The organism is Streptosporangium sp. NPDC048886, from assembly GCF_055586905.1.
The window spans coordinates 340,379-362,625 of the sequence record NZ_JBVJHH010000003.1; the positions used below are offsets into that span (position 1 = coordinate 340,379).

A 22,247-nucleotide genomic window follows, 5' to 3' on the forward strand; every position below is an offset into this window, starting at 1 on the left:
ACGAGCGCGCCAGAACGGTCCCGACACCTTTACCGAGAGATGCGCCTGATCCGGGAATTCGAAGAACGGTGCTTCGAAATGGCCCTTTCCGGAGAACTGGTGGGCGGAATTCACCCGTACATCGGCCAGGAAGCCGTCGCGGTGGGCGTGTGCTCCCAGTTGGACGTCCAGGACGTCATCACCAGCACGCACCGCGGGCACGGGCACGTGCTGGCCAAGGGAGCCGATCCGAAACGGATGCTGGCCGAGCTGTACGGCACCACCGAGGGTCTCAACCGGGGCCGCGGCGGCTCGATGCACGCCGCCGACGTCAGCCTCGGCATCTTCGGCGCGAACGGGATCGTGGGCGCGGGCGCGCCCATCGCGACCGGCGCGGCCTGGGCGGCCCGGCGGGCCGGCCGGGAGCAGGTGGCGGTGAGCTTCTTCGGGGACGGCGCGCTGAGCCAGGGGGTCGTTCTGGAGGCGTTCAACCTGGCGGCGCTCTGGTCGCTGCCTGTCGTGTTCGTCTGCGAGAACAACGGCTACGCGACCAGCCTGCCGGTCGGCAGGGGCCTGGCGGGCGACCCGGTACGGCGGGCGGCGGGCTTCGGCATGACGGCCTGGTCGGTCGACGGCATGGACGTCGAGACGGTGGCCGAGGCGGCCGCCGCGGCGGTCGACGGGTGCCGCCGCGGCGCGGGCCCCTACTTCCTGGAGTGCAAGACTTACCGGTTCCACGGCCACCACTCCTTCGAGCAACAGGTGGGCATCGACTACCGGGAGGGCGACGAGGTCGCCCGCTGGCAGGACCGCGACCCGCTGACCCTGCAACGCGACCGTCTCCCGGCGGACGTCGTGGCATCCGTGGACGCCGAGATCGCCGCCCTGGTCGAGGACGCCGTCGCGTTCGCCCGGTCGAGTCCGGCGCCGGATCCCGGGGACGCGCTGGAGTATCTCTACGCCGGCCCGATCGCCGCGCGGCCGGGGTCGGTGCTCTGATGGCGCCCCTGGCCTACATCACCGCGCTGCACCAGGCGCTGCGCGACGAGATGGCCCGTGACGAGCGGGTGTGCGTCCTCGGAGAGGACGTGCGGCTCGGCCTGACCGGCATCACGCAGGGGCTGGCCCAGGCGTACGGCCCGGAACGGGTGGTCGACATGCCGCTGTCCGAGCAGGGGTTCACCAGCCTCGCCACCGGAGCGGCGATGGCGGGCCAGCGGCCGGTCGTGGAGTTCCAGATCCCCTCGCTGCTCTATCTGGTCTTCGAGCAGATCGCCAACCAGGCGCACAAGTTCTCGCTGATGACCGGCGGCCAGGTGAGCGTCCCCGTCACCTACCTGGTGCCCGGCTCGGGTTCACGGTCCGGCATGGCCGGGCAGCACTCCGACCACCCCTACAGTCTCTTCGCGCACGTGGGCGTCAAGACCGTGGTGCCGGCGACGCCGTCGGACGCCTACGGGCTGCTGGTGTCCGCGATGCGCGACCCCGACCCGGTCGCCGTGTTCGCCCCCACGATGCTGATGGGGACGGCCGAGGAGGTCACCGGCGAGCTCGGCCCGGTCCCCCTGGGCAGCGCGCGGGTCCACCGGGAGGGGACGGACGTCACCGTGGTCGCCGTCGGGCATCTGGTGCCGACCGCGCTGCAGGTCGCGGCCGAACTCGCGGGCGAGGCGTCGATCGAGGTCGTCGACCCCCGGACGGTCTACCCCGTCGACTGGGCGACGCTGGGCGAGTCCGTCGCCAAGACCGGGCGGCTGGTGGTGATGGACGACTCCAACCGGATGTGCGGCCTCGGCGGCGAGATCCTGGCCACGGCGGCCGAGGAGTACGCGCTGGTCGCTCCGCCCAAGCGGGTGTCGCGGCCGGACGGGGCCGTCATCCCCTACGCGCTCGCGCTGGACCACGCGCTGCTGCCCAGCGCCGCGCAGCTCACCGAGGCCGTCCGTGCCGTGCTGAAGTAGGAAGTGAGGAGACAGGCGATGGCATCCGTGCGCCCGCCGCGCGTCGCGACGATCACGGTGGGGACGAACGAGATCAAATGGCTGGACCGCGGCCTGGGATCCCTGCTGGACAGCGACGTCACCGGCTTCGAGCTGGACGTGCACTACGTCGACAACGCCTCGGCGGACGGCAGCGTCGAGCACGTGGAGCACGAGTTCCCCGGGGTGAGGATCACCCGTAACTCCCGGAACCTGGGCTTCACCGGGGCCAACAACGTCGGCATCCGCGCGGCGCTGGCGGACGGCGCCGACTACGTGTTCCTGGTCAACCCCGACACCTGGACGCCGCCCGACCTGATCCGCGGCCTGGTCGAGTTCGCCGAGAAGTGGCCGCGGTACGGGATCATCGGGCCGTTGCAGTACCGCTACGATCCCGCCTCGACCGAGTTGCTGGAATTCAACACCTGGACCCACACCGCCCTCTGGCTGGGCGAGCAGCACACCTTCGCGGGCGACATGCTCGATCATCCCTCGCACGCGGGCGGCCCGGAGGGGCGCGCGCCCAGGACGCTGGAGCACTCCTATGTCCAGGGGTCGGCGCTCTTCGTCAGGGCCGAGGTGCTGCGCGAGGTGGGCCTGCTCGACGAGGTCTTCCACACCTACTACGAGGAGGTGGACCTGTGCCGTCGCACCCGCTGGGCGGGCTGGCGGGTGGCCCTGCTCCTCGACCTCGGCATCCAGCACTACGGCGGGGGCGGCACCCCCGGCGGCAGCACCTACACCCGCGTGAACATGCGGCGTAACCGCTACTACTACCTGTTCACCGACGTGGACTGGGGTCCGTTCGAGACGGCCAGGCTCGCCGCCCGCTGGTTCGTCTCCGACCTCATGGGCAACGGCGTGGGCGGCCGGACCACGCCGGCCACGGGGACCAGGGAGACCGTGGAGGCACTGGGGTGGCTCGCCCGCCGGATGCCCGTCATCCTGGACCGCCGCGTGCGCCATCGCTCGTTGCGGGCCCGCGGCCGGCGGTCGCCGGCGGTGCGCGCGGAGCGGGAGAGGCCGGTGGACGGGTGAACCGGGCTCGGATCCTCATCTCCGGGAACTTCCACTGGCAGGCGGGATTCAGCCAGACCGTGGCCGCCTACGTGCGGGCGGCGGAGGAGGTGGGCTGCGAGATCCGCCTCAGCGCGCCACTGTCGCGGATGGACGCCGAGGTGCCGCGGCACCTGCCTGTCGAGCAGGACGTCCGCTGGGGCACGCATCTGGTCCTCATGTTCGAGGCCAGGCAGTTCCTGTCCGCGGACCAGATCGAGCTGGCCGGCTCGTTCCCCAGGGACCGCCGGCTGATTGTCGACTTCGACGGGCACTGGGGAGCCGGGGAGGACGCCGCCGGCGACAGCGCGTCGAACAAGTACTCCGTCGAGAGCTGGCACCTGCTCTACTCCACGCTGAGCGATCTGGTCCTCCAGCCCAAGGTGTCCGGGCCGCTGCCCCCGGGAGCGGAGTTCTTCAAGTGCTTCGGGCTGCCCCGGGCCGTGTCGCACCCGCTGGAGCTCGGCCGCAAGCGTGACTACGACCTCCAGTACATCGGCAGCAACTGGTGTCGCTGGGAGCCGCTCGCCGAGGTCGTGGAGGCCGCGGCGCGAGCCCGGCCGCCGCTGCGCCGGCTACGGGTCTGCGGCCGCTGGTGGGAGGGCGAGACCTGCCCCGGGTTCGAGGACATCACCTCCGGCGAGCCGGGCTGGCTGCGCCGGCGAGGCGTCGAGGTCCACCCACCGGTGCCCTTCGACCACGTCATCCAGGAGATGGGCCGGGCGTTGATCTCGCCGATCCTCGTCAGCCCGATGGTGACCAGGACGGGCCTGCTCACCGCCCGGCTGTTCGAGACGCTCGCCTCGGGCAGCCTGCCCGTACTGCCGGTCGAGGCGGAGTTCATGGCCCCCGTCTACGGCGACGACGCCGCGCACCTGACGCTGGGCGCCGACCCCGCCGCCGTGCTCACCCGCCTGACCACGGACTACGAACACCACGCGCGGATCGTGGGCGGCGTCCAGGACCGGTTGCGCGTCGAGTACGGCTACCGCCGCGTGCTCGAAGACCTGCTGAGCTTCTTCCGCTGAGGAGACCGCGATGGAACCGCTGACGATCGCGTTGGTCAACGTGCCGCTGCGGCTGCCCGCCGACGCGCGGCAGTGGATCACCGTCCCCCCGCAGGGATACGGCGGCATCCAGTGGGTGGTGGCGAACCTCATGAACGGCCTGCTGGAGCTCGGGCACGAGGTCTTCCTGCTGGGCGCCCCGGGGAGCCCGGTCACCCACCCGCGCCTCACGGTCGTGCCCGCCGGGGAGCCGGACGACATCCGGGAGTGGTTGCGCACGGCGCGGGTGGACGTGGTCAACGACCACAGCTGCGGCGCGGTCGACCCCACCGAGTTCCGCCCGGGCGTGGCCCTGATCAGCTCGCACCACATGACCACACGCCCGCGCAACACGGCCGGCTGCGTCTACAGCTCGAAGGCGCAGCGGGCGCACTGCGGAGGAGGTCCGGACGCACCGGTGATACCGATCCCGGTGGATCCGGCCAACTACCGGACGGCCGCGCGGAAGGAGGACTTCCTGCTGTTCATGGGCAGGATCTCGCCGCACAAGGGCGCGCTGGAGGCCGCCGCGTTCGCCCACGCCTGCGGGCGGACCCTCCTGATGGCCGGGCCCGCCTGGGAACCCGACTACCTCGACCGGATCAGGCGCGACCACGGCGACGCCGTCGAGCTGGTCGGCGAGGTGGGCGGGCCGCGGCGCAACGAGCTGCTGGCGACGGCTGCGGCGGTGCTGGCGCTGTCGCAGCCGGCCACCGGCCCCTGGGGCGGCACCTGGTGCGAGCCCGGCGCCACGGTGGTCTCCGAGGCCGCCGCCAGCGGCACCCCCGTGGTGGGCACCCGGAACGGCTGCCTGGCCGAGATCGTGCCGCCGGTGGGCGGGCTGGTGCCGTACGGCTCCGCCTTCGACGGGCACGAGGCCCGCGGGGTCCTGGAACGGCTCCCCGCGCCCGGCGAGGTCCGGCGGGAGGCCATCCGCCTGTGGGGCCATGTGGAGATCGCCAGGCGCTACGAGGAGGTGTTCCGGGCCGCGCTGGCCGGCGCCTCGTGGGGCTGAGCCGCCGGCCGCCGGTTCAGCCGTCGACGAGCCACGGCCGGGGTTCGGGGTCCGCCACCTCGACGGCGGGCCCCATGAACACCAGCACGTAGGCGCGCCGCGGCCGGTCGGTCTGGTTCGGGCCCGCGTAGTGGGGGGTCCGGAAATCGTGCATCACCGCCCCGCCGGGAGCCAGCGGGCAGGGGACCCCGGCCGTCTCGTCCACCTCTTCCGTCATCAGCCCGCGGATGCGGTCGTCATGGTCGATGTGGTGGTGCGGCAGGACGGGCCCCCGGTGCAGGCCGGGCGCGTAGTGCAGGCAGCCGCTGTCCACCGTGGCGTCGTCCAGCGTCGTCCAGATGCTGAGGCCGCGACGGGCCCAGCGCGGGTCCATGTACGCCTCGTCCTGGTGCCAGGGCGTCGGGGCGCCGTACCCCGGCGGTTTCAGAATCGCGTGCCCGTAGAATTCGAGTTCTTCCTCCGGAATCTCCAGAAACGCGGAGGCTATTGCCCGGCAGCGCGCGAAGTGCGCGCTCTCCGGTAACTCGGGGGCATACTTCTCGGGGTGGACGATCTGCGGGAGCCGCGGCGGTTCGGCGCCGTCCTTCCGCCCGGCGATGTCGTAGTAGTCGGCGGTCCCGGTATTCCCGTGCCGGGCGAACAGCCGGTCGTAGACGCCGCGCAGCCAGGTGACCTCGTCGGCATCGGCGAGTTGCGGAAGAATGGTGAATCCGTCTCGCCGGAATTCCTCTCGGCGGAGGCCGTCGATCTCGCTTCTCAACTCCGTCACGCCCACTGCTCCCTCCCTGGAGAAAGGCTCTCCACGAGAGGATACGAGAGGATCGCGGGCCGATCCCGGCCCGGCGCCGGATAATAGGGAATCAACTAGTATTTAGCCGCGAACTCCTCGATTAGTGGCCATGGGGTCGATTACCCAATAATTACCGTGCGAGACTCGTCGAGACGTCCCGGACGATACTGGAGTGAGTTGCCATGACCCGATACAGCGCCGCAGCGCTGGACGTCGGCGGAGTCATTTACTATGACGAGCCCTTCGAACTGGCCTGGCTTCAGGGCACCTTCGACCGGCTCCGCGCCGACGACCCGGCGATGACGCTCGGAGCCTTCATCGAGCACGCCGAACGGTTCTATCTGCGCTCCGACGACGGGACACTGCTCGATTCGGACGCGGCGGCGCAGAGCTGGGGGCAGGTCCGCAGCGCCTGGAGCGAGCTGGCCCAGGAGATCCCCGGCACGGTGGCGGCGGTGGCGGCGATGGCCCGGGAGATCCCCACGGTCATCGTGGCCAACCAGCCGCCCGAATGCGCCGACGTCCTGTCGGACTGGGGGGTGACCGAGGCGTGCGACGCCATGTTCCTCGACTCCCTGGTGGGGGTGTCCAAGCCTGATCCCGCCCTGCTCGGGCTGGCGCTGGAGCATCTCGGCACGGCCCCCGCCGACCTGCTGGTCGTGGGGAACCGGGTCGACCACGACGTGGTGCCCGCGCTCAGTCTGGGCTGCCCCGTGGCCTTCGTCCTCGCCGACACCGGCTACCGCTGCCCGCCCGGCGTGCATCCGGACCTCGTCAGGCACTACCGCGCGTTCCGCGCGGTCAGGACGGCGCCGCCGGCCGAGGGGGAGCAGGTCAGGACCATCGCGTCCCTGGCCGCGCTGAACACCGGTCCCGGCGGGCGCTGACGGAGGATCGCGGGTCGGGGCGCCCGGCGGCGGCGGCCGGAGCCACCGGCTCCGACTGCGGCCCGGACGCGGCCGGGAGGCCGTGATCAGGCCCACCGGCGGGGACGGCCCTGCTGTTGCTGGGAGTACACCCGCGCGGGACGCCTGCGGAGCCGCAGCAGGAGCTCGTGGACGATGCCGGCGGCGGTGACCGCGCCGTAAAGGCAGGCCAGCGGCCAGGCGAAGGGCGACTCCGGCGCGGTGCGGTGCCGGTCCCACTCCTTGCGGAACCCCGCGCGCACCTGGTTGCGGCCGGCCTCTGTCCGGCCCTGCCAGTACGCCCGCCGCAGGAGGTAGCTCAGCCGCAGGCGGTTCTGATCCACGTCGTGCACCACGGAGCAGTCCGGCAGCAGGCGTTCCCGCCCGCCGGCCTCCCTCATCAGGCTGATGAAGGTGGTGTCCTCCCCGGACTGGAGGTTGCCGCCGGTACGGCTCAGCGCCAGGTCGAAGCGGAGCCCGTGGGCGTGGGCGAAGGCGGTGTCGACGGCCATGCAGGCCCCCCAGATCTTGATCTCGCCCCTGTCGCGGTGCCAGCCGACGAGGTGGAACTGACCTGAGGTGAGGTACCAGGGCAGGGGCCAGGCCGGCCGCCGCAGCCGGACCCCGGCCATGTGCGCGCCGCCCCGCAGGGACTCGCGGATCGCGGTGACGGCCGCGGCGTCGAGCCGGACGTCGTCGTCGACGAACAGCACGTGGTGCCCCGGCCACCGGGCGAACACCCTGTTCCGTGAGGCCGATATCCCGCCGGTGGCGCCGAGGATGCGCATGGTCCCGCCCGCGGCGCGCACTTCGTCGGCCACCTGCTCGGCCTCGGCGCTCGTGGGTTTGTCGAGCAGCACGAAGTATTCGTCCCCGGACAACTGCGCGAGGTTATGGCGCAGGTTCTTGCGTACGTTCTCGACGCGGAAGGCGCATATCGCCACCACCATCGGATGGTCGGACGGATTGGACTTGCCCACAGTCGTGCTGTCTCCCATGGTCCCCTACCGGTAAGCGCTTCAGGCGACACGAAAAGGTGAGAACAGCCTAGCCATTTTTTTATGGGGAAATTTCTAGCTTTTCTTCCGATCGGTTTCTGGGCGGACTGTTAGCATGATCGTGCCTCAATGTTATTTGGGCTCCGAAGCCTCGTCCTATTTCGGCAAGGTGGATCAGGGTATGCACACACCAGCACGTCGGCTGTCGGCGACGGATCCGTCGCTGACCTATCGCGGCGCGGTCTCCCTCCAGGAAGTCGGCGGCGGCATAGCGCCTTGGCGGATCCCCTTCGCGGACCGCGCGCTTTTCTTCCCGGAAGGCGGCATGGGCCGGGCCGCGATGCCCTCGGGCGTCCGGGTGACGTTCGTGACCGACGCCACGTGGGTGCGCTGCCGATATTCCGCCCGGCCGGCCCCCGAAATGGACGGGCCGCCGGTCGTCGGCCACGTGGACGTCGTGGTGGACGGCGATCTGGCGGCCAGCGTCCGGCTGGAGACGGGCGAGGCGGTCAGCGAGTTCCTGGTCGAGGGCCTGCCCGGCGGGGACAAGAGGGTGGAGCTCTGGCTGCCCTGCCTGAACCAGTTCGTCATGCACGCAGTGGAGGTGCCCGCGGACGCCGCGGTCCGGCGGGACGTCGAACCGGCCCCGCGGTGGGTGCATTACGGCTCCTCCGAATCCCAGGGACGGGGGGCGCTCTCGCCGAGCCGCACCTGGCTCGCCACGGTCGCGAGATCCCTTGGGCTGGACCTGACCTCGCTGGCCATCGGGGCGGGGTGCCATCTGCAGCCCCTCTACGGCTCGCTCATGCGAGACCTTCCGGCGGACCTGCTCACCTGTTGTGTGGGCATCAACATCTACGGCACCCGCAGCCTGAACGAGTTCACCTACCAGGCGAACCTGATCGGGTTGGTGCGGAGCGTGCGGGAGAAGCATCCCACGACCCCGTTCGTCGTCATGTCGCATCACCATTCGCCCTGGCATGACCCCCTGGAGACCCCCGGTGTCTTCTCTCTGAAGCAGGTCCGCGAGCACACTCGGCTGGCGGTCGAGCGGCTACGCGAGCACGGCGACGAGAATCTGTTCTATCTGCATGGCCCGGATGTTTTCGGACCGGAGTGGACGGCCCTGTACCTGGAGCCCCCGGGGATCGACCCGCTGCATTTCAACGCCAGGGGCCACGAGATCATGGCCGAGGCCTTCCAGCGCGGCCTGCTGGATCTCGTCTCCGGGTTGAGGCCGGTCCCGGCCCGGATCAGTTGACATTTTCCTTCCGGACCTCCGGCGGCCAGGTGCCGGCCGCCAGGATTCCCATGGAATAGGCTTTGGCCACGAGAGCGGGGCGATTGGGCACCCTGAGGTTCTGCAACATCTTGCTGACGTGATATTCGACCCCCTGGCGACTCAGATAGAGCTTGGCCGCGATATGTATGGTGCGCTCTCCGGCGGCGATGCTTTCAATGATCCGGACATCCAGTTCCGATAGCGAGAAGTTGGTATACATGCTTTTCCCCTGTTCAAGCATAAAACTCTCTCGGTCTGCCGTTAAGATTTGCTCCCGAATCGCTTCCGGGTAATCGCCCGAATCGCCTCCCGGTGATCGCTTTCACATGCCTACGGACAGTCGAGATGATTCATCACGGTCATGGCGGAGCGCGGCGAGAGGTTTCGGCCTGACCGTGGATCGGACAAGTGGACTGGGCGGCGGGGGTCTAGGAGCCGGCTTGCGCACACAGTTGACGGGGCGTGCCGACGACGTGGCGCTGCGCGACTCCGCCGCGTCCTTGGAGCCGATCAGGGATTATTCTGACAATGTCCACATTCGGTCGTGTGCCGATAAACAGAGGGTGTCGAGAAGGCGCAAGCAGCCCACACGGCCTGCCCAATACACTATTGAAATCATCATGTCAAGCCCGGGCATGGCTATGTCAACTTCCCCTGTCAAATACGATCCGTCCAGACCCGAATGATCCAGATCGACTAAAATAGTGCCATATTGACCGGTAAGAGTGCCATGTCGCCCGGCGAGATATTAACCCTCGAAGGACTCTTAGGGGATCTACTAGAGCGTCGGCCACAGGCATTCACCTCCGGCGCATTCGGGGATAACGTGCTTGTCACGGTGATCGTTGCCGGACGTGAGGGGGCACCGGACATCGCTGGTCAGAGCGGTGCCGGGCGGCCTCCGGGCATGGCCGGGAAGGGTGCCGCGGATCGCGGTCGGCAGGCCGGCGCCGGGACCCATCGGCACCGGGAGCGGCTCCCGGCGCGATCACCGAGATTGCGGAATAAGACACCGGCGCACGGCCGATCGCCGGACGCTCATCGTCAAATCGTCAAATCATCAACTTGTCAACGCCCGCCGCCCGAGCGGGAGACAATCACCGCGATCTCGTGGATGAACCGGGCGGAATACGCCTGGCTCCCACTTCTATGCGATTTCCCGTCCGGGCGGATGACCGGTGCGTTCAGCGGCCCGCCGGAGCACGGGCAGCGTGAAACTCACCGCCGCCACCGGACCCCACGACGGTGATCCGGACGCTGCCCGCGCCCGCGCCGCCGAGCACGTCCGCGGCTCCGCGGCCGTGCTCCTCCGGCTCCAGGGTCAGGACCCGACCGCCGACCGCCTCCCGGCGGCGATCCGCTGCCGGGCCACCTCGTAGAGGACCGCGGTCGCGGCGTTCGCCGCGTTCAGCGAGCTCGCGGCCCCGGTCATCGGGATGCTGACCATGTGGTCGCACAGCTCGCGCCACGCGCTGCTGAGCCCGGTGGTCTCGTTGCCGATCAGCAGCAGCGTCGGCTGGGTGAAGTCGAAGTCGAAGACGTCGCAGTCGCCGTGCTCGTCCGTGCCGACCAGCACTATCGGCCTTCCGTGCGCCCGCTGGGCGTCCACCCAGCCGGTCACCTCGCCCGGCGACGGCACCCGGACGGCGGGCAGGGCGAACAGCGAGCCGGTGCTCGCCCGGACCGACTTCGAGTCGTACACATCGGCGGCGTGGCCGGCCACGATCAGCCCGTCCGCGCCGAAGGCGTCCGCCGAGCGGATGATGCTCCCGATGTTCCCCGGGCTCGTCGGCCGGTCGAACAGGACCCCCAGGAAGTCGTCGCCGACCTTGATGCGGCCGAGGTCGTCGGCGGGCATCCCCACGACGGCGATGACCTCGGGCGGCGTCTCGTTCTTCTCGCCCAGGTCCGCCAGCATGTCCGGAGCCATCGAGATCCGCTCGGTCCGCACCGTCCGCAGCAGCTCCTCCGCCCACTTCGACAGGTTCCGCTTGCCGTCGTAGATGAGCGCGTGGATCGGCCAGCCGTGCTCCACCGCGAGCGAGATCGGACGGACGCCCTGGACCAGGAACTCCCGAGCTCGGGTCCGCTTGTTGCGGTTGGTCAGCAACGACTCCCACTGCTGGAAACGAGCGTTGCGTGAGTTGATCCGCTGGACCGCTGGCACCTGTCCTCCAAGGCGATATGACCACTTCGATGCGGCCCAAGCATCGTACGCTGGCCGGCTCCGGGCGGCGGGTGGCTGCCGGGAACCCGGCTGCCCTACGCGACCTGCGCGTATACGCGGACCAGCCGCCGGGGCGGGCGCCGGATGACCTCGGTACCGCCCTGGGGCGGGCCGGGGAGGGCCCGTGGCGGAGCGGCGGAGGCTCAGCCGCAGGGGCTCATGATGACGGCGAAGCCCTTGAGCAGGCCGACCGTGCCGAGGAAGAGTGCGAGGGCCGCCACGGCCAGGGTGACGCCCTTGCGCACCACGGGCCGGTAACGGGTGAGGCCGGTGGCGACCTCCCAGCCGGCTCCCAGGGCGACGAGCGCCGCCAGACCGCCCAGGCCGATCCCGGCGAGGTCGGTGTAGCTGCAGGAGGTGACCTGCCCGTTGACCGTCAGGGTGTCGGACATGCCGACGCGCAGGACGACGGCGAGCACGCCGATGACGAGCGCGGCCCAGGACTTGGACGATGCCATGCGGAGATTCACGGCACGGAATCTATTCGAGCCCGCTTGGGCGTGGCTTGCGGCTGAATGGAAGGGGCGTGACCGCGGACCGGACACCCTCCGGAGTGCGGCGCGGCCGCACCGCTCGCCGGGCCGGCACCGCCCCACGGACTTCAGGACCGCACCGCCCACCCACACCAGGACGGCAGCGTCCGCACCGGGACGGCACCGTCCACACCGGGACGGCAGCGTCCGCACCGGGACCGGGCCACCGCCTCAGCCCGCCGCCGCCAGTGCCTCTCGCACATCCGCCGCGCTCCGGAAGTGCACCCCTGTCATCCCCAGCAGCACGGCGGCTCCGACGTTCTCCGCCCGGTCGTCGATGAACAGGCACCGCTCCGGGACGGCGCCCGCCCGCTCCGCGGCGATCTCGTAGATGCGCCGGTCCGGCTTGGCGACCCCCACGCGGGCGCTGCTGACGACGTCGTCGGCGAAATACGTCATCCCCAGCAGGCCGAGATCCTCCTCCAGCCGGGTCGTGGCGTTGGTGACCAGCACCACCGGCACGTGCCGCTGCGCCTGTGCCAGCAGGTCCCGCACCTCCTCGTCGATCCGCGTCGGCACCGCGGCGAACTCCCCGACCAGCCGCGCGGCGTCCGTCGCGGAGCCCAGAACCTCGGTGAACGTGGTCACCAGCGAGTCCTCCCACTCCTCACACGTGATCCGGCCCAGCACGGCGGGCTCCAACAGGGCCGGGTCCAGCGCCGTCTTCAGGACCGTCCCGGGCGCCAGCCCGTACGTCCGGTCGATGCGCGCGTGGACCTGCGCGTCGTGGAAGCGCAGCACACCGTCGAAGTCGCACAGCACCGCGTCGAAGGGGAAGGTCATCGAAACTCCTGTTCGGGGATGTGGACGGACACGCCACGGATGGGCGCCGTGCTCGGTCGCGAGGGCCCGTCCAGCCGGCGCCGCCGAGCCCCGGCCAGGGAGGGCAGGACCGGGGTTCACCCACCACGGCGCCGCCAGGCCCGCGGACAGCTCGGTGACCTCTGCCGGTGGCGCCGGTTCCCAGGGACCCCACGATGTCTCGACGCCTGGCACCCCGCCATCCTGGCCGATCTCCACGGGCCGGGTGAAGCCCGGCGCCGAACCTCCGTCCGGAGGGATACGTGATGGAGGGCATGAGATACCGGGTTCTCGCCGTCCTGCTCCTGCTGGCCGCCGCCGTCGTGGCCACTCCCGGTACGGCGTGCGCCTGCTCCTGCGCACCGCTTGAGCCGCAACGGCAGGTGGAGGAGTCGGCCGCCGTCTTCACCGGGACGGTGGTGGCCGCCCGCCGGCTCAAGGGCGACCCCTCCGGTCCCACACCGCCGATCGTCTACACCTTCCGCGCGGACCAGGTCTACAAGGGACGGGCGGAGGCCGAGTTCCAGGTGGCCACCAACGCCGACGAGGCCGCGTGCGGCTACCGGTTCACCACCGGATCCCGGTATCTGGTGTTCGCCTCCGCCGGGGAGTCCGGCCTGTTCGCGATCGACCCGGGCGTGCCCCTGCACACCTCGTTGTGCGCCGGGAACCGGATGGTCCGTCCGGGCGTGGCCCCCCTGCGGGCCGCCGACGGCGCCCAGAGCGGGGCTCCGCTCACCACCGGCCTCCTGGCCGCTCTCGGCACGGCCACGCCCCCGGCGCCCCCGACGCCCTCAGCCACTCCTCCTGCGCCCAGCGCGTCCGGCGACGGACCGGGCCCGCCCTGGATCTACGGAGGCGTGGCCCTGGCGGCCCTCGGTCTCGCCGCGGCGGGGTGGCGACTCCTCCGGCGGGGCAGGGCGGCGTAGGGGGCTCCCCTCCGGCGCCACCGGCGCCCTCGCCCGCCCCCGGCGCGGTGGGCCGCCGGGCCGACTCCGCGTCCGGTGGTTCAGGCGTGGCCCTGCGCGGGGATGCCGGGCCGGCGGCCCCAGACGGCGATCGTGGCCATCCCCAGATCGCGGAAGTCCGGATCGCTCAGCCGGGCCCGGGTCTCATCGATCATGACGGCGGTGATCCCGTCGATGGCCTCCAGGGCCGGGGCGAGCTGGTCGATGGTCAGCTTCCAGAAGCGGCTCATCGGCCGGTCTCCGCCGACGACCGAGTAGGCGAGGTCCATCTCGACATCCACCAGCCCCACCCGGCTCAGACGGTCGTGCAGGGCCCGGGGCCACCGGCAGTCGGTGCCGATGCGCTCGGCCAGGGCCGTGAAGACCCCCATGCTCGTCTCGCGATAGGCCGTGTGCGGTGAGGATTCGATGGGGAACTCGGCCGGCTCCTCCAGCATCAGCCAGCCGCCGGGGGCCAGCCAGCTGACGACCCGGGCGAGGTCCAGTTCCCGGCTGCGCAGATGGCAGAACAGGTAGCGGGCGTGGATGAAGTCGAAAGACCCGGGAGGGAAGTCGTCACGCGTCAGGTCGTGCTGGAGCCATGACAGGTTGGCCCGCTCCCCGTGCCGGTCCCCGACGAGCCCCAGATCGAGATCGGTGGCGACCACGGTGCCCCGGGGGCAGCGCTCGGCGAGCCGGCGGGCCACCGTACCGGTCCCCGCACCCAGCTCCAGACAGCGCCAGTCGGACCGGAAGGGCAGGGATTCCAGCCGCCTGAACGACGCCGGATCCAGCTCCTGGGACAGCGCGTTCAGGCGCTCGTCCTCGGTCACGGTGGCGTGGTTGAAAACGTCATCGCCATAACGCTCAACGAGTTGCTGCGTCATCGGTGCGGCCTCCGGGTAGGAGATGCTGCTCCCTGAGGGAAATCGTTATGCCACGGACCGGATGGAGCAGAGGCGGTCCCGTCCACGGATATGACGACATTCACGGGGCGGTGGGAGGCCACTGCCCCGCCCCACCGAGAATTCCAGGGCCGCGGCGGGCCGTCTTCTTCGAAAAAGGGATCTCCGGCAATAGGGGTGAGAGCCCCGTCCTGCCGCCATTGTCCACACAATTCGGAAAAGGCCGAGGCAGGGACGGCGCAATGTGGAATAGGGGTGGCGGCCGCAATACGGAAGATGATCGACGAGGATCGGGACACTCATGCTTGGGGACGAACCGTCTCCGGCAGACAGGACCGACGATGACCATTACCACTTCTCTGGCCGGCCTGAGCTGCCGATTCGAGAACGCGGGATCCGGAGTGAGTCCGGCCGGCCGGGTGCTGGGCGCGGTCGGATACTCGGATCGAGCCGGTGGTCCGGTCGTCCGGGACGGCCATCCGTCGCTGACGCTGTCGATGCGCGACGACGGGGGCCCTGCGTTCACGGAGGTGTGGCGGACCACCGCGGACGTGACGAGCGGGCGACACAAGGGCCTGGCGTACGCGCACGACGGGGAGTATCTGTTCTGTTGCGGGCGGATCGGGGAGACCGCGGACTACGTCACCTCGACCGAGGCCGCCTACCTCGCGGCATTCGAGCTCATCGAGCTGCTCGGCTACCCGAACGTCGTCCGCGTGTGGAACATGGTCAACGAGATCAACGACGTGGACGACGGCGGCCACAACGTGTACACCCAGTTCTGCAGAGGCCGCGCGGCCGCGTTCGAGCAGCGGCAGATGTCGGAGCGGCTCATACCCGCCGCCACCTGCGTGGGGAGTCACGGCGGCGGTGTGGCATTCTATTTCATCGCGTGCCGTTCGGCGCGGGTGACGAATATCGAGAATCCCCGGCAGACCCCCGCCTACCGCTATCCACCGCGATACGGGATGAAGTCGCCCAGCTTCGCCCGGGCCACCTGTCTGTCATCGGGGAGCCCCATCCGGTCCGATTACCTGTTCGTCTCCGGGACCGCCAGCATACTTGGCTGCGAGACCGTATATAAGGGCGACATCGAACGGCAGTGCGCCACGACGCTCGACAACATCTCGGTGCTCATCGGCCCGGAGAATCTCGCACAGTATGGAATCGGCGCGGACCTGACGCTCCAGGACCTTGATTCCGTGAAAGTCTACGTGAAGCGCGGCGCGGACATACCTCTCGTGCGGCGGATGTGTTCCGGCGCTTTCTCCGGAGACGCCGAAGTCGCCTATCTGAACGTGGACATATGCCGGGACGACCTCCTGGTGGAGATCGAGGGGATGGTCACGCCGGAACGCCTGACGGCCTCCGGCGGAGCGTGAACCCACCTGGCTCCGGGCCGGTCCCCCGCGCAGCGCGGCACGGGCGCGGGGAGGCGGGTCCGGCCGGCCGGTGAACCGCGGGCCGGCTCCGCCGGGGTTCCGATGATCCGTCGATAAAAAACCAGAAATCACAGCATCACGGGCAGTGGGCGCGGATTACTCTGAGGTCAATGGGTCATGGGAATCACGCGAGCAGGTGCCAGTGGAATCCGTAGAGATCACTTACTGCAGTTTCTGCAACAAATCGCAGCACGAGGTAGTCAAGGTGATCGCGGGGCCCGAGGTATACATCTGCGATGAGTGCGTGGAGCTGTGCAACGAGATCCTCTCCGAGGAGAAGGCCGAAGACGACAAGAAATCCAAAAAGCGGAAATTCCATGACATAGCGCGCACTGAGCCTCCCCGGCCGTCCTGGCTGTACGACCGGCTGTCCGATTACGTCATCGGCCGGGAAGAGGCCAAGCGCGATGTCGCCGTGGCCGTCCACCGTCATTGAAGACACCGCAGCAGGTCGCGGCGGAGCCGGGGAGGATCCTGACCGAGACCGGCCAGGAGGACCTGATCGCCTTCGGGCTCATGCCGGAGTTCGCCGCCCGGTTCACCACCATCAGCGCCTTCGAACCGCTGAGCGCCGATCATCTCCGCTCCATCCTGCACTCGACGCCGCAGTCGCCGATCCGGCAGTACCAGGCGTTGCTGAGCGAGCACCGCTGCGATCTCACGGTCACCGACGGAGCGGTGGAGGAGCTCGTCCAGCGGGCGCTCAGGGAACAGGCGGGGGCGCGCGGACTGCACCGCGTCCTCGACCGGACCATGCGCGACGTGCTGTTCCTGCTCCCCGACAGGAAGGACATCCATTCCTGCCTCGTGGACGAAGACGTCGTCAGGGGAGCGCGCCCGGCGACTCTCCTGGACAAGAAGGGGCGGCCGGTGGCCGTGAAGCGCGACCGCGTCTTCATCAGCTACAGCAGGAAGGACCGCGCGTGGCTGACGGAGCTGACGACCATGATCGGTCCCCTGATCCGCAACAACGCGCTCAACATCTGGTACGACCAGGAGATCAAGCCGAGTCAGCTGTGGCGTGATGAGATCGACCAGGCACTGGCCTCCACCAGTGTCGCCGTCATGCTCGTCAGCCCGGAGTTCCTGAACTCCACGTTCATCACCGCCGAGGAGCTCCCCTACTTCCTCAAAGCGGCCAAGACGGAGAACGTCAAGATCCTCTGGGTCCTGGTGGAGAACTGTCTCTACGAGGAGACACCCATCGCGGCCTACCAGGCCGCCCACGACATCCGCACCCCCCTGGCCGCCCTCCCCAGGGCCAGGCGCCAGGAGGCGTGGCTGCGCATCTGCCAGCGGATCAAGCAGGCCGCCGAGTCGTAGTCACCCGCGGGCCGTGGCCGGCCCGGAGCCGGTCCCGTCCCGCCTCCGGGCCGGTGGCCGGCCTGCCGCCGTCAGGCGGACGTACGGGAAGGCGGACGTCCGGGAAGGCGGACGTCCGGGAAAGCAGAGCCACGCCCGCGGCGCGCCGGGCGGCACACCGCGGGCGGGTGGGGACCTACCAGTTGGCGGGCAGCCCCGGGACGGTGGGGGGCAGGGCGTGGCCCGGCGGGTGGATGACGTAGACGACGCCGCCGCTGCTGGAGCTGCGCAGCCAGATGTTCTCGAAGTCGGCCCGCGGGTAGATCCGGCGCACCGCGTCGTTGCTCGGCGAGGCGGGGTCGTTGGCGATGACGTCGCCGGTGGCGGTGAAGCCCACCACCACCATGATGTGGCCGTCGGTGCCGTATCCCGCGCCGGGCAGCTCGCCCTTCTTGAACGACTGGGAAGTGATCACCGGGATGCCGGCGGCGATCAGGCGCTCCAGCTCGGTCAGCGAACGCAGCCGGGTGATGAACCCCTCCATGCCGTAGCGGCCGGCGTAGGCGGTGTTGAACGGCCAGTTGCCGGCGCCCTGGTAGGCGTGGTCGTAGGTGTAGCGGGCGGCGTAGTCCACCTCGGGGTTGGGGTCGGACGGGTCGACCCAGGAGGTGTCCTGCGCGCTGGGCCACCTGCCCCAGTAGCCCAGGACCATCGTGGTCGAGGTCGGACTGCACCACGCCTGGCCGCCGCCGTCCCACTCGGGGTAGTGGCCCTGGTGGATGCTCTGGGAGCGGCGGGGCACGTTCAGCTCGGTCCCCCACGCCCCGCCGCCGGGACTGACCGGCACCGTCTTGCGCTCGGGGACGGCCGAGGCCATCGCCCCCAGCGTCCGCACCCTCGGCGTCACGGCGGAGCCGGGCGTGCGGTGCAGCGTGACGCGCAGCTGGTAGGCGGTGATCGCCCTGCCCGCCGCCGCGACGAAGGTGTCGACGGACACGGTGCCGTCGGCGTCGGCCTGGCCCGGCACCGAGGTGCGCCGGATGTCGGCCTCGCCGTAGGCCCAGCGACCCATGACGTACCACTTGGTCAGCCCGGCCGCGTGGCGGCCGCGCATCTCGACCTGCAGCCAGCTACCGGCCGGGGTGTCGGCGGTCCAGGAGGCGATCAGCTCCGTCGCGGCGAAGCCGACCTGCTGTTCCGGGCCGGTCCAGCGGGCGTACTCCCAGGTCCTGGTGCCGAGCGCGTCGGTGTAGGAGGTCGTCCCGGCCGGGGAGGCGAAGGACAGGCCGTCTCCGGCCGTCACGCCTTCGGCGGTGCCCGTGGTGAAGGCGGCCCGCTGGTAGACGACGTTCACCGGGCCGGGTGGAGGTTTCGCCTCGGCCGCGGCGGAGCTCACGGCGGCGGTCGTGAAGGTCGTGGTCAGCAGGACGGCGGAGACGAACACGCTCAGCACGCGCATGGGCTCACCCTTGCCTGGGGGGCTCTCGACCTCACAGACGGTAGAGCCCACAGGGCATTTCCCGCATCGGGGAGTTTACGTATCGCGACTGGACATCCCTCACAGCCGGAGAGCACCCGAACCACACGCCTCCGTGACCGGACGCCTCCGCAGCCGCCCGATGCCCGCATGGCCGTGCCGTGGGATCGCCGGGTGACCGCGTGGATCTCGGGGGTACGCCTCTACCATTGGGATCATGATCACTGATCGACCGCCCGCGGACCGGGCGCAGGCCGGGTGGCCCGGTGGCGGGTGATCGCCCGGCCCCGCCCGCGGAGCGCCGTACCACGCCCGCGGAGCGGCGTGCCCCGGGCTCGGGCACGGTGAACGGGCCCGGTCACGGCGGTGGCCGGGACGGCCGGTGAGGACGGCCGTGGGCCGGGGGCTGCCGCACGAGGGGGTCGGACGTGGCTGGGCCGCCGCGCGCGGACCGGCTCAGGGGCTGCACGTGGACACCGCCGCGTGTGGGCGGACCAGCCGGGCCGTCCGCGACCGCGTCGCCGCCCACCTCGCCCTTGAGGCCGAGGTGGGCGGATACGTCGCGGAGGCCGCGGTCACGGAGGAGCTGCACGGAGCACGCGACCTGCTGGGCGCCCTGCTGGGCTTCGACGGCGACGACCTGGCCTTCGTGGAGAGCGGATCGGCCGCGCTCGCGCAGTTGCTGGCCTCGTGGCCCGTCGAGACCGGGGACCGCGTGTGGGTGCTGCCCAGCGAGTGGGGACCGAACCTGGCGGCGTTCGGCGACCGCGGGCTGCGCGTGGAGTTCCTCGCCGCCGACGGCCAGGGGCGGCTGGATGTGGAGGCCCTCCGCCGGCGGCTGGCCGCGGACCGGCCGGCGATGGTGCATCTCACCGCCGCGGCGGCGCACCGCGCGCTGGTCCAGCCGGTGGCGGAGGCCGTGGCGGTGTGCGAGCCGGCCGAGGTGCCCGTCGTGGTCGACACCGCTCAGGCGCTGGGCCAGATCGATCTGCCGGCGACCGGCTGCGCGGCGGTCTACGGCACGGGCCGGAAATATCTCTGCGGCCCGCGCGGTGTGGGCTACCTGGGGGTGCGGGATCCGTGGCAGGCACGCCTGGTCCCCAGAGCCCCCGCGCTCGCCGTCGGGGCGTGGCCCGGCGAGCAACGGCCGGTGCGCCGCCTGGAGAGCCGTGAGGCGTCCGTCGCCGGCCGTGCCGGGCTGGCCACCGCACTGCGCGAATATCACGGGCTGGGCCCCGTCCTGATCAGGGAACGGCTGCACGCCGTCGGCTCCGCGCTCCGCTCGGCGCTCGCCGGGCTCCCCGGCTGGCGGCTGCGGGACCCGCTCGACGCGCCCGGCGCGATCGTGTCCCTGGAGCCGCGGGAGCGCGGCCACGACGTCGGACGGACCCGTGCCGGACTGCTCCACCACGGGGTGGTCAGCACCGTCGCCGGAACGGAGCGGGCGCCGCACGACATGACCCGTCCGGTGCTGCGCTTCAGCCCGCACGTGGACATCACCGTCGACGACATCCACCGGCTCGCCGCCCTGCTGGCCGGACTCGGCACCTGAGCCCGTCCCGCGCGGGCCCACCGCGGGACCCCGCGCGCGCTGCCGCCCGCCGGGGACCCCGCGCGCGCTGCCGCCTCTCGGAAGCCCCTGCGCGCCGCCGCCCGCCTGGTCACCGCGTCACCGCGGCAAGGCGCGACGTCACTGCCGCTCCGGCACCCATGATCCCCAGGCGCCGGCAGGACACATGCCTGCGTCCCGTGCCCGGCCTCCGGGGCGGACCGGAGGCCGGGCACGGGACGCGCCGCCTCTCCCTTCAGTCTCTCCTCTCAGGTCACTCGCCCTTCTCACCCTCTCCTTCCAGGCCTCTCAGTCTTTGAAGTACTCCACCAGCACGGGCGCGAGGGCCTTCATCGACACGTTGTGGTTCTGCTCCTCCAGCGGGCGGTGCCGCGCGGTGGGGACGGCCTCGGTGAGCTCCCGCGCCGCCTGTCGCCGCACCGCCGGGCTCCTCTCCCCGGCAATCACGAGCGTCGGCACCGTGATCAGGCCCAGCTGCCTGACCGGTAACGAGTAGTCCCCCATCACCGCGGCGTCGTAGGGCAGCGTGTTGGCCACCGCCTTGAGCTGTGACCACCGGGGCAGCAGCCGCATCGCCGCCACGAGCACCGGGGGGACGCCGACCACCTTCGTCATGAAGTAGGCGGCCGCCTCGCTCCGCCGCCCGGCCGCGACCAGCCGCGTCAGCCGCTCCTGGTGATCGGCCGGTGGCCGGCGGCCACTGCCGCCGGCCACGAACGGTGGTTCGTACAGCGCCAGCTTGTTGATGGCCAGGCCGTGCGCCGCCGCCTTGAGGGCGAGGACTCCCCCGGAGGAGATGCCCCACACCGACGCCGACCCGCCCACCATGTTGATCATGGCGTCGAGATCTTCGATCTCCCGCTCCACCGCGTACGGCTCCCTGTCCCCGCTGTCGCCCCGGCCTCGGCGGTCGTAGTTGACGACGGTGAAGTGCCGTGACAGCAGCCCGGTCAGCTCCACCATCCCCGGCAGCGCCCGGTGGCTGAGCGCCCCGCCCACCAGGATGAGCGCCGGCCCCCGCCCCACCCGTTCGAAGGCGATGGCGGTGCCGTCACTCGAAAGGACTTTGCTCATGGCGGTGGCCGCGCCGTTGCCCGACGCCATCTCAGTCATGGAATCCCCTTCTGATCGTGTAAGCGGTTCTGGACGCGGGCGTACGTCCGCGTCCAGCGACCGGTCACGCGGGGTCCCGGCGGCTGGGCGTGGATCCACGCGCCGGCCGTCTCCCCGCCGCCCGGCTCGGCGGCCGGTCTCCCCGCCGGTGCGCCCAACGCCTTCAGTCCGCTCTCCGAATAGAACATTCCATCTCCATTTCCGCTGTCCGTAAATTCACCGACAATTTAAATTCGACACGACTCCCGGATCCGGCGGCCCGGCTGCCTTCCTCCTCTCTTTCCCAGGTGGATCCGGTGACGGAAATCCATATGGCGTTTTTTTCGAGGCCCTTCCTCCGTCCTTTCCGCTGTCCTCGTACAGACAACTCTGCGCGTTCCGGGGTTCCGGAACCAGGGATTTCGGAGACAGCAAGTTGCCCGCCGGCGACCACTTCCTGCCAGCCGGACACAGGAATGGGCACGTCCGGCGTGCGGACGTGCCCATTCCGGGATCACGACGGTTCAGGGGTCGTCGCCCGTCGTGCTCCCCTCGACGCTCACGGGGTGTTCATGCGGGGCCGTGGGTCACGGCTTGACCTCGGCGTCGGTGACCTTCTCCGCCCGCACCCGCAGGTCGTCGAACTCCAGCACCTCCACGTGACCGCCGAGGTTCGCCGGGATGAGCGTGAGGTCGGTGGCGACGTCGAGCATGCCCGGGTAGAGGTGGCCCATCAGGCCGTGCCGTCCCCGCCGGAGCGCGGCCCGCACCCCGGCGGCCCCGCCCCAGCGCCCGATCTTCGCCCAGGCCCGCTCGTCCTCCAGGTAGCCGGAGACCGAGCGGGACGGGATGCCGCAGCGCATGAAGGCGTCGGCCATCTCCGGCAGCGGACAGGCGCCGC

General features: G+C 70.7%; 21 protein-coding genes and 1 pseudogene. 12 read left to right on the top strand and 10 right to left on the bottom strand.

Features of this window, described 5'->3' with window-relative positions; genetic code table 11:
- Positions 1-39 precede the first annotated feature (39 nt).
- From ACZ6R6_RS05650 to ACZ6R6_RS05670, 5 genes are read left to right on the top strand one after another with little or no spacing between them, the layout of a single operon-like run.
- Positions 40-978 (top strand): thiamine pyrophosphate-dependent dehydrogenase E1 component subunit alpha, encoded by a 939-nt coding sequence (locus ACZ6R6_RS05650; protein ID WP_306860728.1) that lies wholly within the window; start codon positions 40-42, stop codon positions 976-978.
- Positions 978-1,940 (top strand): alpha-ketoacid dehydrogenase subunit beta, encoded by a 963-nt coding sequence (locus ACZ6R6_RS05655; RefSeq protein WP_470090432.1) that lies wholly within the window; start codon positions 978-980, stop codon positions 1,938-1,940. Before ACZ6R6_RS05650 ends, ACZ6R6_RS05655 begins: the two co-directional genes overlap by 1 nt.
- An 18-nt stretch (positions 1,941-1,958) precedes the next feature.
- Positions 1,959-2,996: a glycosyltransferase family 2 protein gene (locus tag ACZ6R6_RS05660; protein ID WP_470090434.1), complete on the top strand. Its 1,038-nt coding sequence runs from the start codon at positions 1,959-1,961 to the stop codon at positions 2,994-2,996.
- Complete coding sequence (locus ACZ6R6_RS05665; RefSeq protein ID WP_470090436.1) at positions 2,993-4,042, top strand: hypothetical protein; 1,050 nt, start codon at positions 2,993-2,995, stop codon at positions 4,040-4,042. Before ACZ6R6_RS05660 ends, ACZ6R6_RS05665 begins: the two co-directional genes overlap by 4 nt.
- Positions 4,043-4,052: 10 nt before the next feature.
- On the top strand, positions 4,053-5,075 hold the full coding sequence (locus tag ACZ6R6_RS05670; RefSeq protein ID WP_470090438.1) for a glycosyltransferase: 1,023 nt from the start codon (positions 4,053-4,055) through the stop codon (positions 5,073-5,075).
- Between the two features lie 16 nt (positions 5,076-5,091).
- On the opposite strand, the gene ACZ6R6_RS05675 is transcribed toward ACZ6R6_RS05670, so the two are convergent.
- Positions 5,092-5,844, bottom strand: a complete 753-nt coding sequence (locus tag ACZ6R6_RS05675; RefSeq protein ID WP_470090439.1) for a phytanoyl-CoA dioxygenase family protein — start codon at positions 5,842-5,844, stop codon at positions 5,092-5,094.
- Between the two features lie 203 nt (positions 5,845-6,047).
- On the opposite strand from ACZ6R6_RS05675, the gene ACZ6R6_RS05680 reads away from it, so the two are divergent.
- Positions 6,048-6,752: an HAD family hydrolase gene (locus ACZ6R6_RS05680; RefSeq protein WP_470090441.1), complete on the top strand. Its 705-nt coding sequence runs from the start codon at positions 6,048-6,050 to the stop codon at positions 6,750-6,752.
- 86 nt (positions 6,753-6,838) lie between these two features.
- Here ACZ6R6_RS05680 and ACZ6R6_RS05685 read toward each other — a convergent pair whose 3' ends face one another.
- The gene (locus ACZ6R6_RS05685) at positions 6,839-7,768 is read right to left on the bottom strand and encodes a glycosyltransferase family 2 protein (protein WP_470090442.1); all 930 of its coding nucleotides are present in this window, start codon (positions 7,766-7,768) and stop codon (positions 6,839-6,841) included.
- A 181-nt stretch (positions 7,769-7,949) separates the two neighbouring features.
- Here ACZ6R6_RS05685 and ACZ6R6_RS05690 point away from each other — a divergent pair, with 181 nt between their 5' ends.
- Positions 7,950-9,029, top strand: coding sequence for a GDSL-type esterase/lipase family protein (locus tag ACZ6R6_RS05690; RefSeq protein ID WP_470090444.1), 1,080 nt, complete (start codon positions 7,950-7,952; stop codon positions 9,027-9,029).
- On the opposite strand, the gene ACZ6R6_RS05695 is transcribed toward ACZ6R6_RS05690, so the two are convergent.
- The 4 genes from ACZ6R6_RS05695 to ACZ6R6_RS05710 form a co-directional block, all read right to left on the bottom strand.
- Positions 9,022-9,270, bottom strand: coding sequence for a LuxR C-terminal-related transcriptional regulator (locus tag ACZ6R6_RS05695; protein WP_306860747.1), 249 nt, complete (start codon positions 9,268-9,270; stop codon positions 9,022-9,024). The two genes, ACZ6R6_RS05690 and ACZ6R6_RS05695, sit on opposite strands and share 8 nt — an antisense overlap.
- Positions 9,271-10,371: 1,101 nt before the next feature.
- Complete coding sequence (locus ACZ6R6_RS05700; RefSeq protein ID WP_470090447.1) at positions 10,372-11,217, bottom strand: TrmH family RNA methyltransferase; 846 nt, start codon at positions 11,215-11,217, stop codon at positions 10,372-10,374.
- 203 nt (positions 11,218-11,420) lie between these two features.
- A complete protein-coding gene (locus ACZ6R6_RS05705; protein ID WP_470090448.1) occupies positions 11,421-11,747 on the bottom strand; it encodes a hypothetical protein in 327 nt (108 codons plus the stop codon).
- Between the two features lie 234 nt (positions 11,748-11,981).
- Entirely contained in the window at positions 11,982-12,593 is a 612-nt protein-coding gene (locus tag ACZ6R6_RS05710) for an HAD-IA family hydrolase (protein ID WP_470090450.1), read from the bottom strand.
- 293 nt (positions 12,594-12,886) lie between these two features.
- Between ACZ6R6_RS05710 and ACZ6R6_RS05715 the strand changes: the two genes are divergently transcribed.
- Positions 12,887-13,540: a hypothetical protein gene (locus ACZ6R6_RS05715; RefSeq protein WP_470090452.1), complete on the top strand. Its 654-nt coding sequence runs from the start codon at positions 12,887-12,889 to the stop codon at positions 13,538-13,540.
- Between the two features lie 80 nt (positions 13,541-13,620).
- On the opposite strand, the gene ACZ6R6_RS05720 is transcribed toward ACZ6R6_RS05715, so the two are convergent.
- On the bottom strand, positions 13,621-14,445 hold the full coding sequence (locus tag ACZ6R6_RS05720; protein ID WP_470090454.1) for a class I SAM-dependent methyltransferase: 825 nt from the start codon (positions 14,443-14,445) through the stop codon (positions 13,621-13,623).
- Between the two features lie 437 nt (positions 14,446-14,882).
- Between ACZ6R6_RS05720 and ACZ6R6_RS05725 the strand changes: the two genes are divergently transcribed.
- The 3 genes and pseudogenes from ACZ6R6_RS05725 to ACZ6R6_RS05735 all read left to right on the top strand — a co-directional run bounded on the left by ACZ6R6_RS05725 (position 14,883) and on the right by ACZ6R6_RS05735 (position 17,228).
- Complete coding sequence (locus tag ACZ6R6_RS05725; RefSeq protein ID WP_470090455.1) at positions 14,883-15,845, top strand: FkbO/Hyg5 family chorismatase; 963 nt, start codon at positions 14,883-14,885, stop codon at positions 15,843-15,845.
- 196 nt (positions 15,846-16,041) lie between these two features.
- Positions 16,042-16,191 (top strand): annotated as a pseudogene (locus tag ACZ6R6_RS05730) (ClpX C4-type zinc finger protein); the annotation flags it as partial.
- A gap of 146 nt (positions 16,192-16,337) precedes the next feature.
- Positions 16,338-17,228 carry a toll/interleukin-1 receptor domain-containing protein gene (locus ACZ6R6_RS05735; protein ID WP_470090457.1) on the top strand — a complete coding sequence of 297 codons (891 nt, stop codon included), beginning with the start codon at positions 16,338-16,340 and terminating at the stop codon, positions 17,226-17,228.
- A gap of 175 nt (positions 17,229-17,403) precedes the next feature.
- Here the strand turns inward: ACZ6R6_RS05735 and ACZ6R6_RS05740 are convergent, their stop codons facing one another.
- Positions 17,404-18,666 carry a C39 family peptidase gene (locus ACZ6R6_RS05740; protein WP_470090459.1) on the bottom strand — a complete coding sequence of 421 codons (1,263 nt, stop codon included), beginning with the start codon at positions 18,664-18,666 and terminating at the stop codon, positions 17,404-17,406.
- Positions 18,667-19,066: 400 nt separating this feature from the next.
- On the opposite strand from ACZ6R6_RS05740, the gene ACZ6R6_RS05745 reads away from it, so the two are divergent.
- The gene (locus ACZ6R6_RS05745; RefSeq protein ID WP_470090460.1) at positions 19,067-20,236 is read left to right on the top strand and encodes an aminotransferase class V-fold PLP-dependent enzyme; all 1,170 of its coding nucleotides are present in this window, start codon (positions 19,067-19,069) and stop codon (positions 20,234-20,236) included.
- Positions 20,237-20,542: 306 nt separating this feature from the next.
- On the opposite strand, the gene ACZ6R6_RS05750 is transcribed toward ACZ6R6_RS05745, so the two are convergent.
- The gene (locus ACZ6R6_RS05750) at positions 20,543-21,367 is read right to left on the bottom strand and encodes an alpha/beta fold hydrolase (protein WP_470090462.1); all 825 of its coding nucleotides are present in this window, start codon (positions 21,365-21,367) and stop codon (positions 20,543-20,545) included.
- A gap of 566 nt (positions 21,368-21,933) precedes the next feature.
- Complete coding sequence (locus ACZ6R6_RS05755; protein ID WP_470090463.1) at positions 21,934-22,224, bottom strand: hypothetical protein; 291 nt, start codon at positions 22,222-22,224, stop codon at positions 21,934-21,936.
- Between the last annotated feature and the right edge of the window lie 23 nt (positions 22,225-22,247).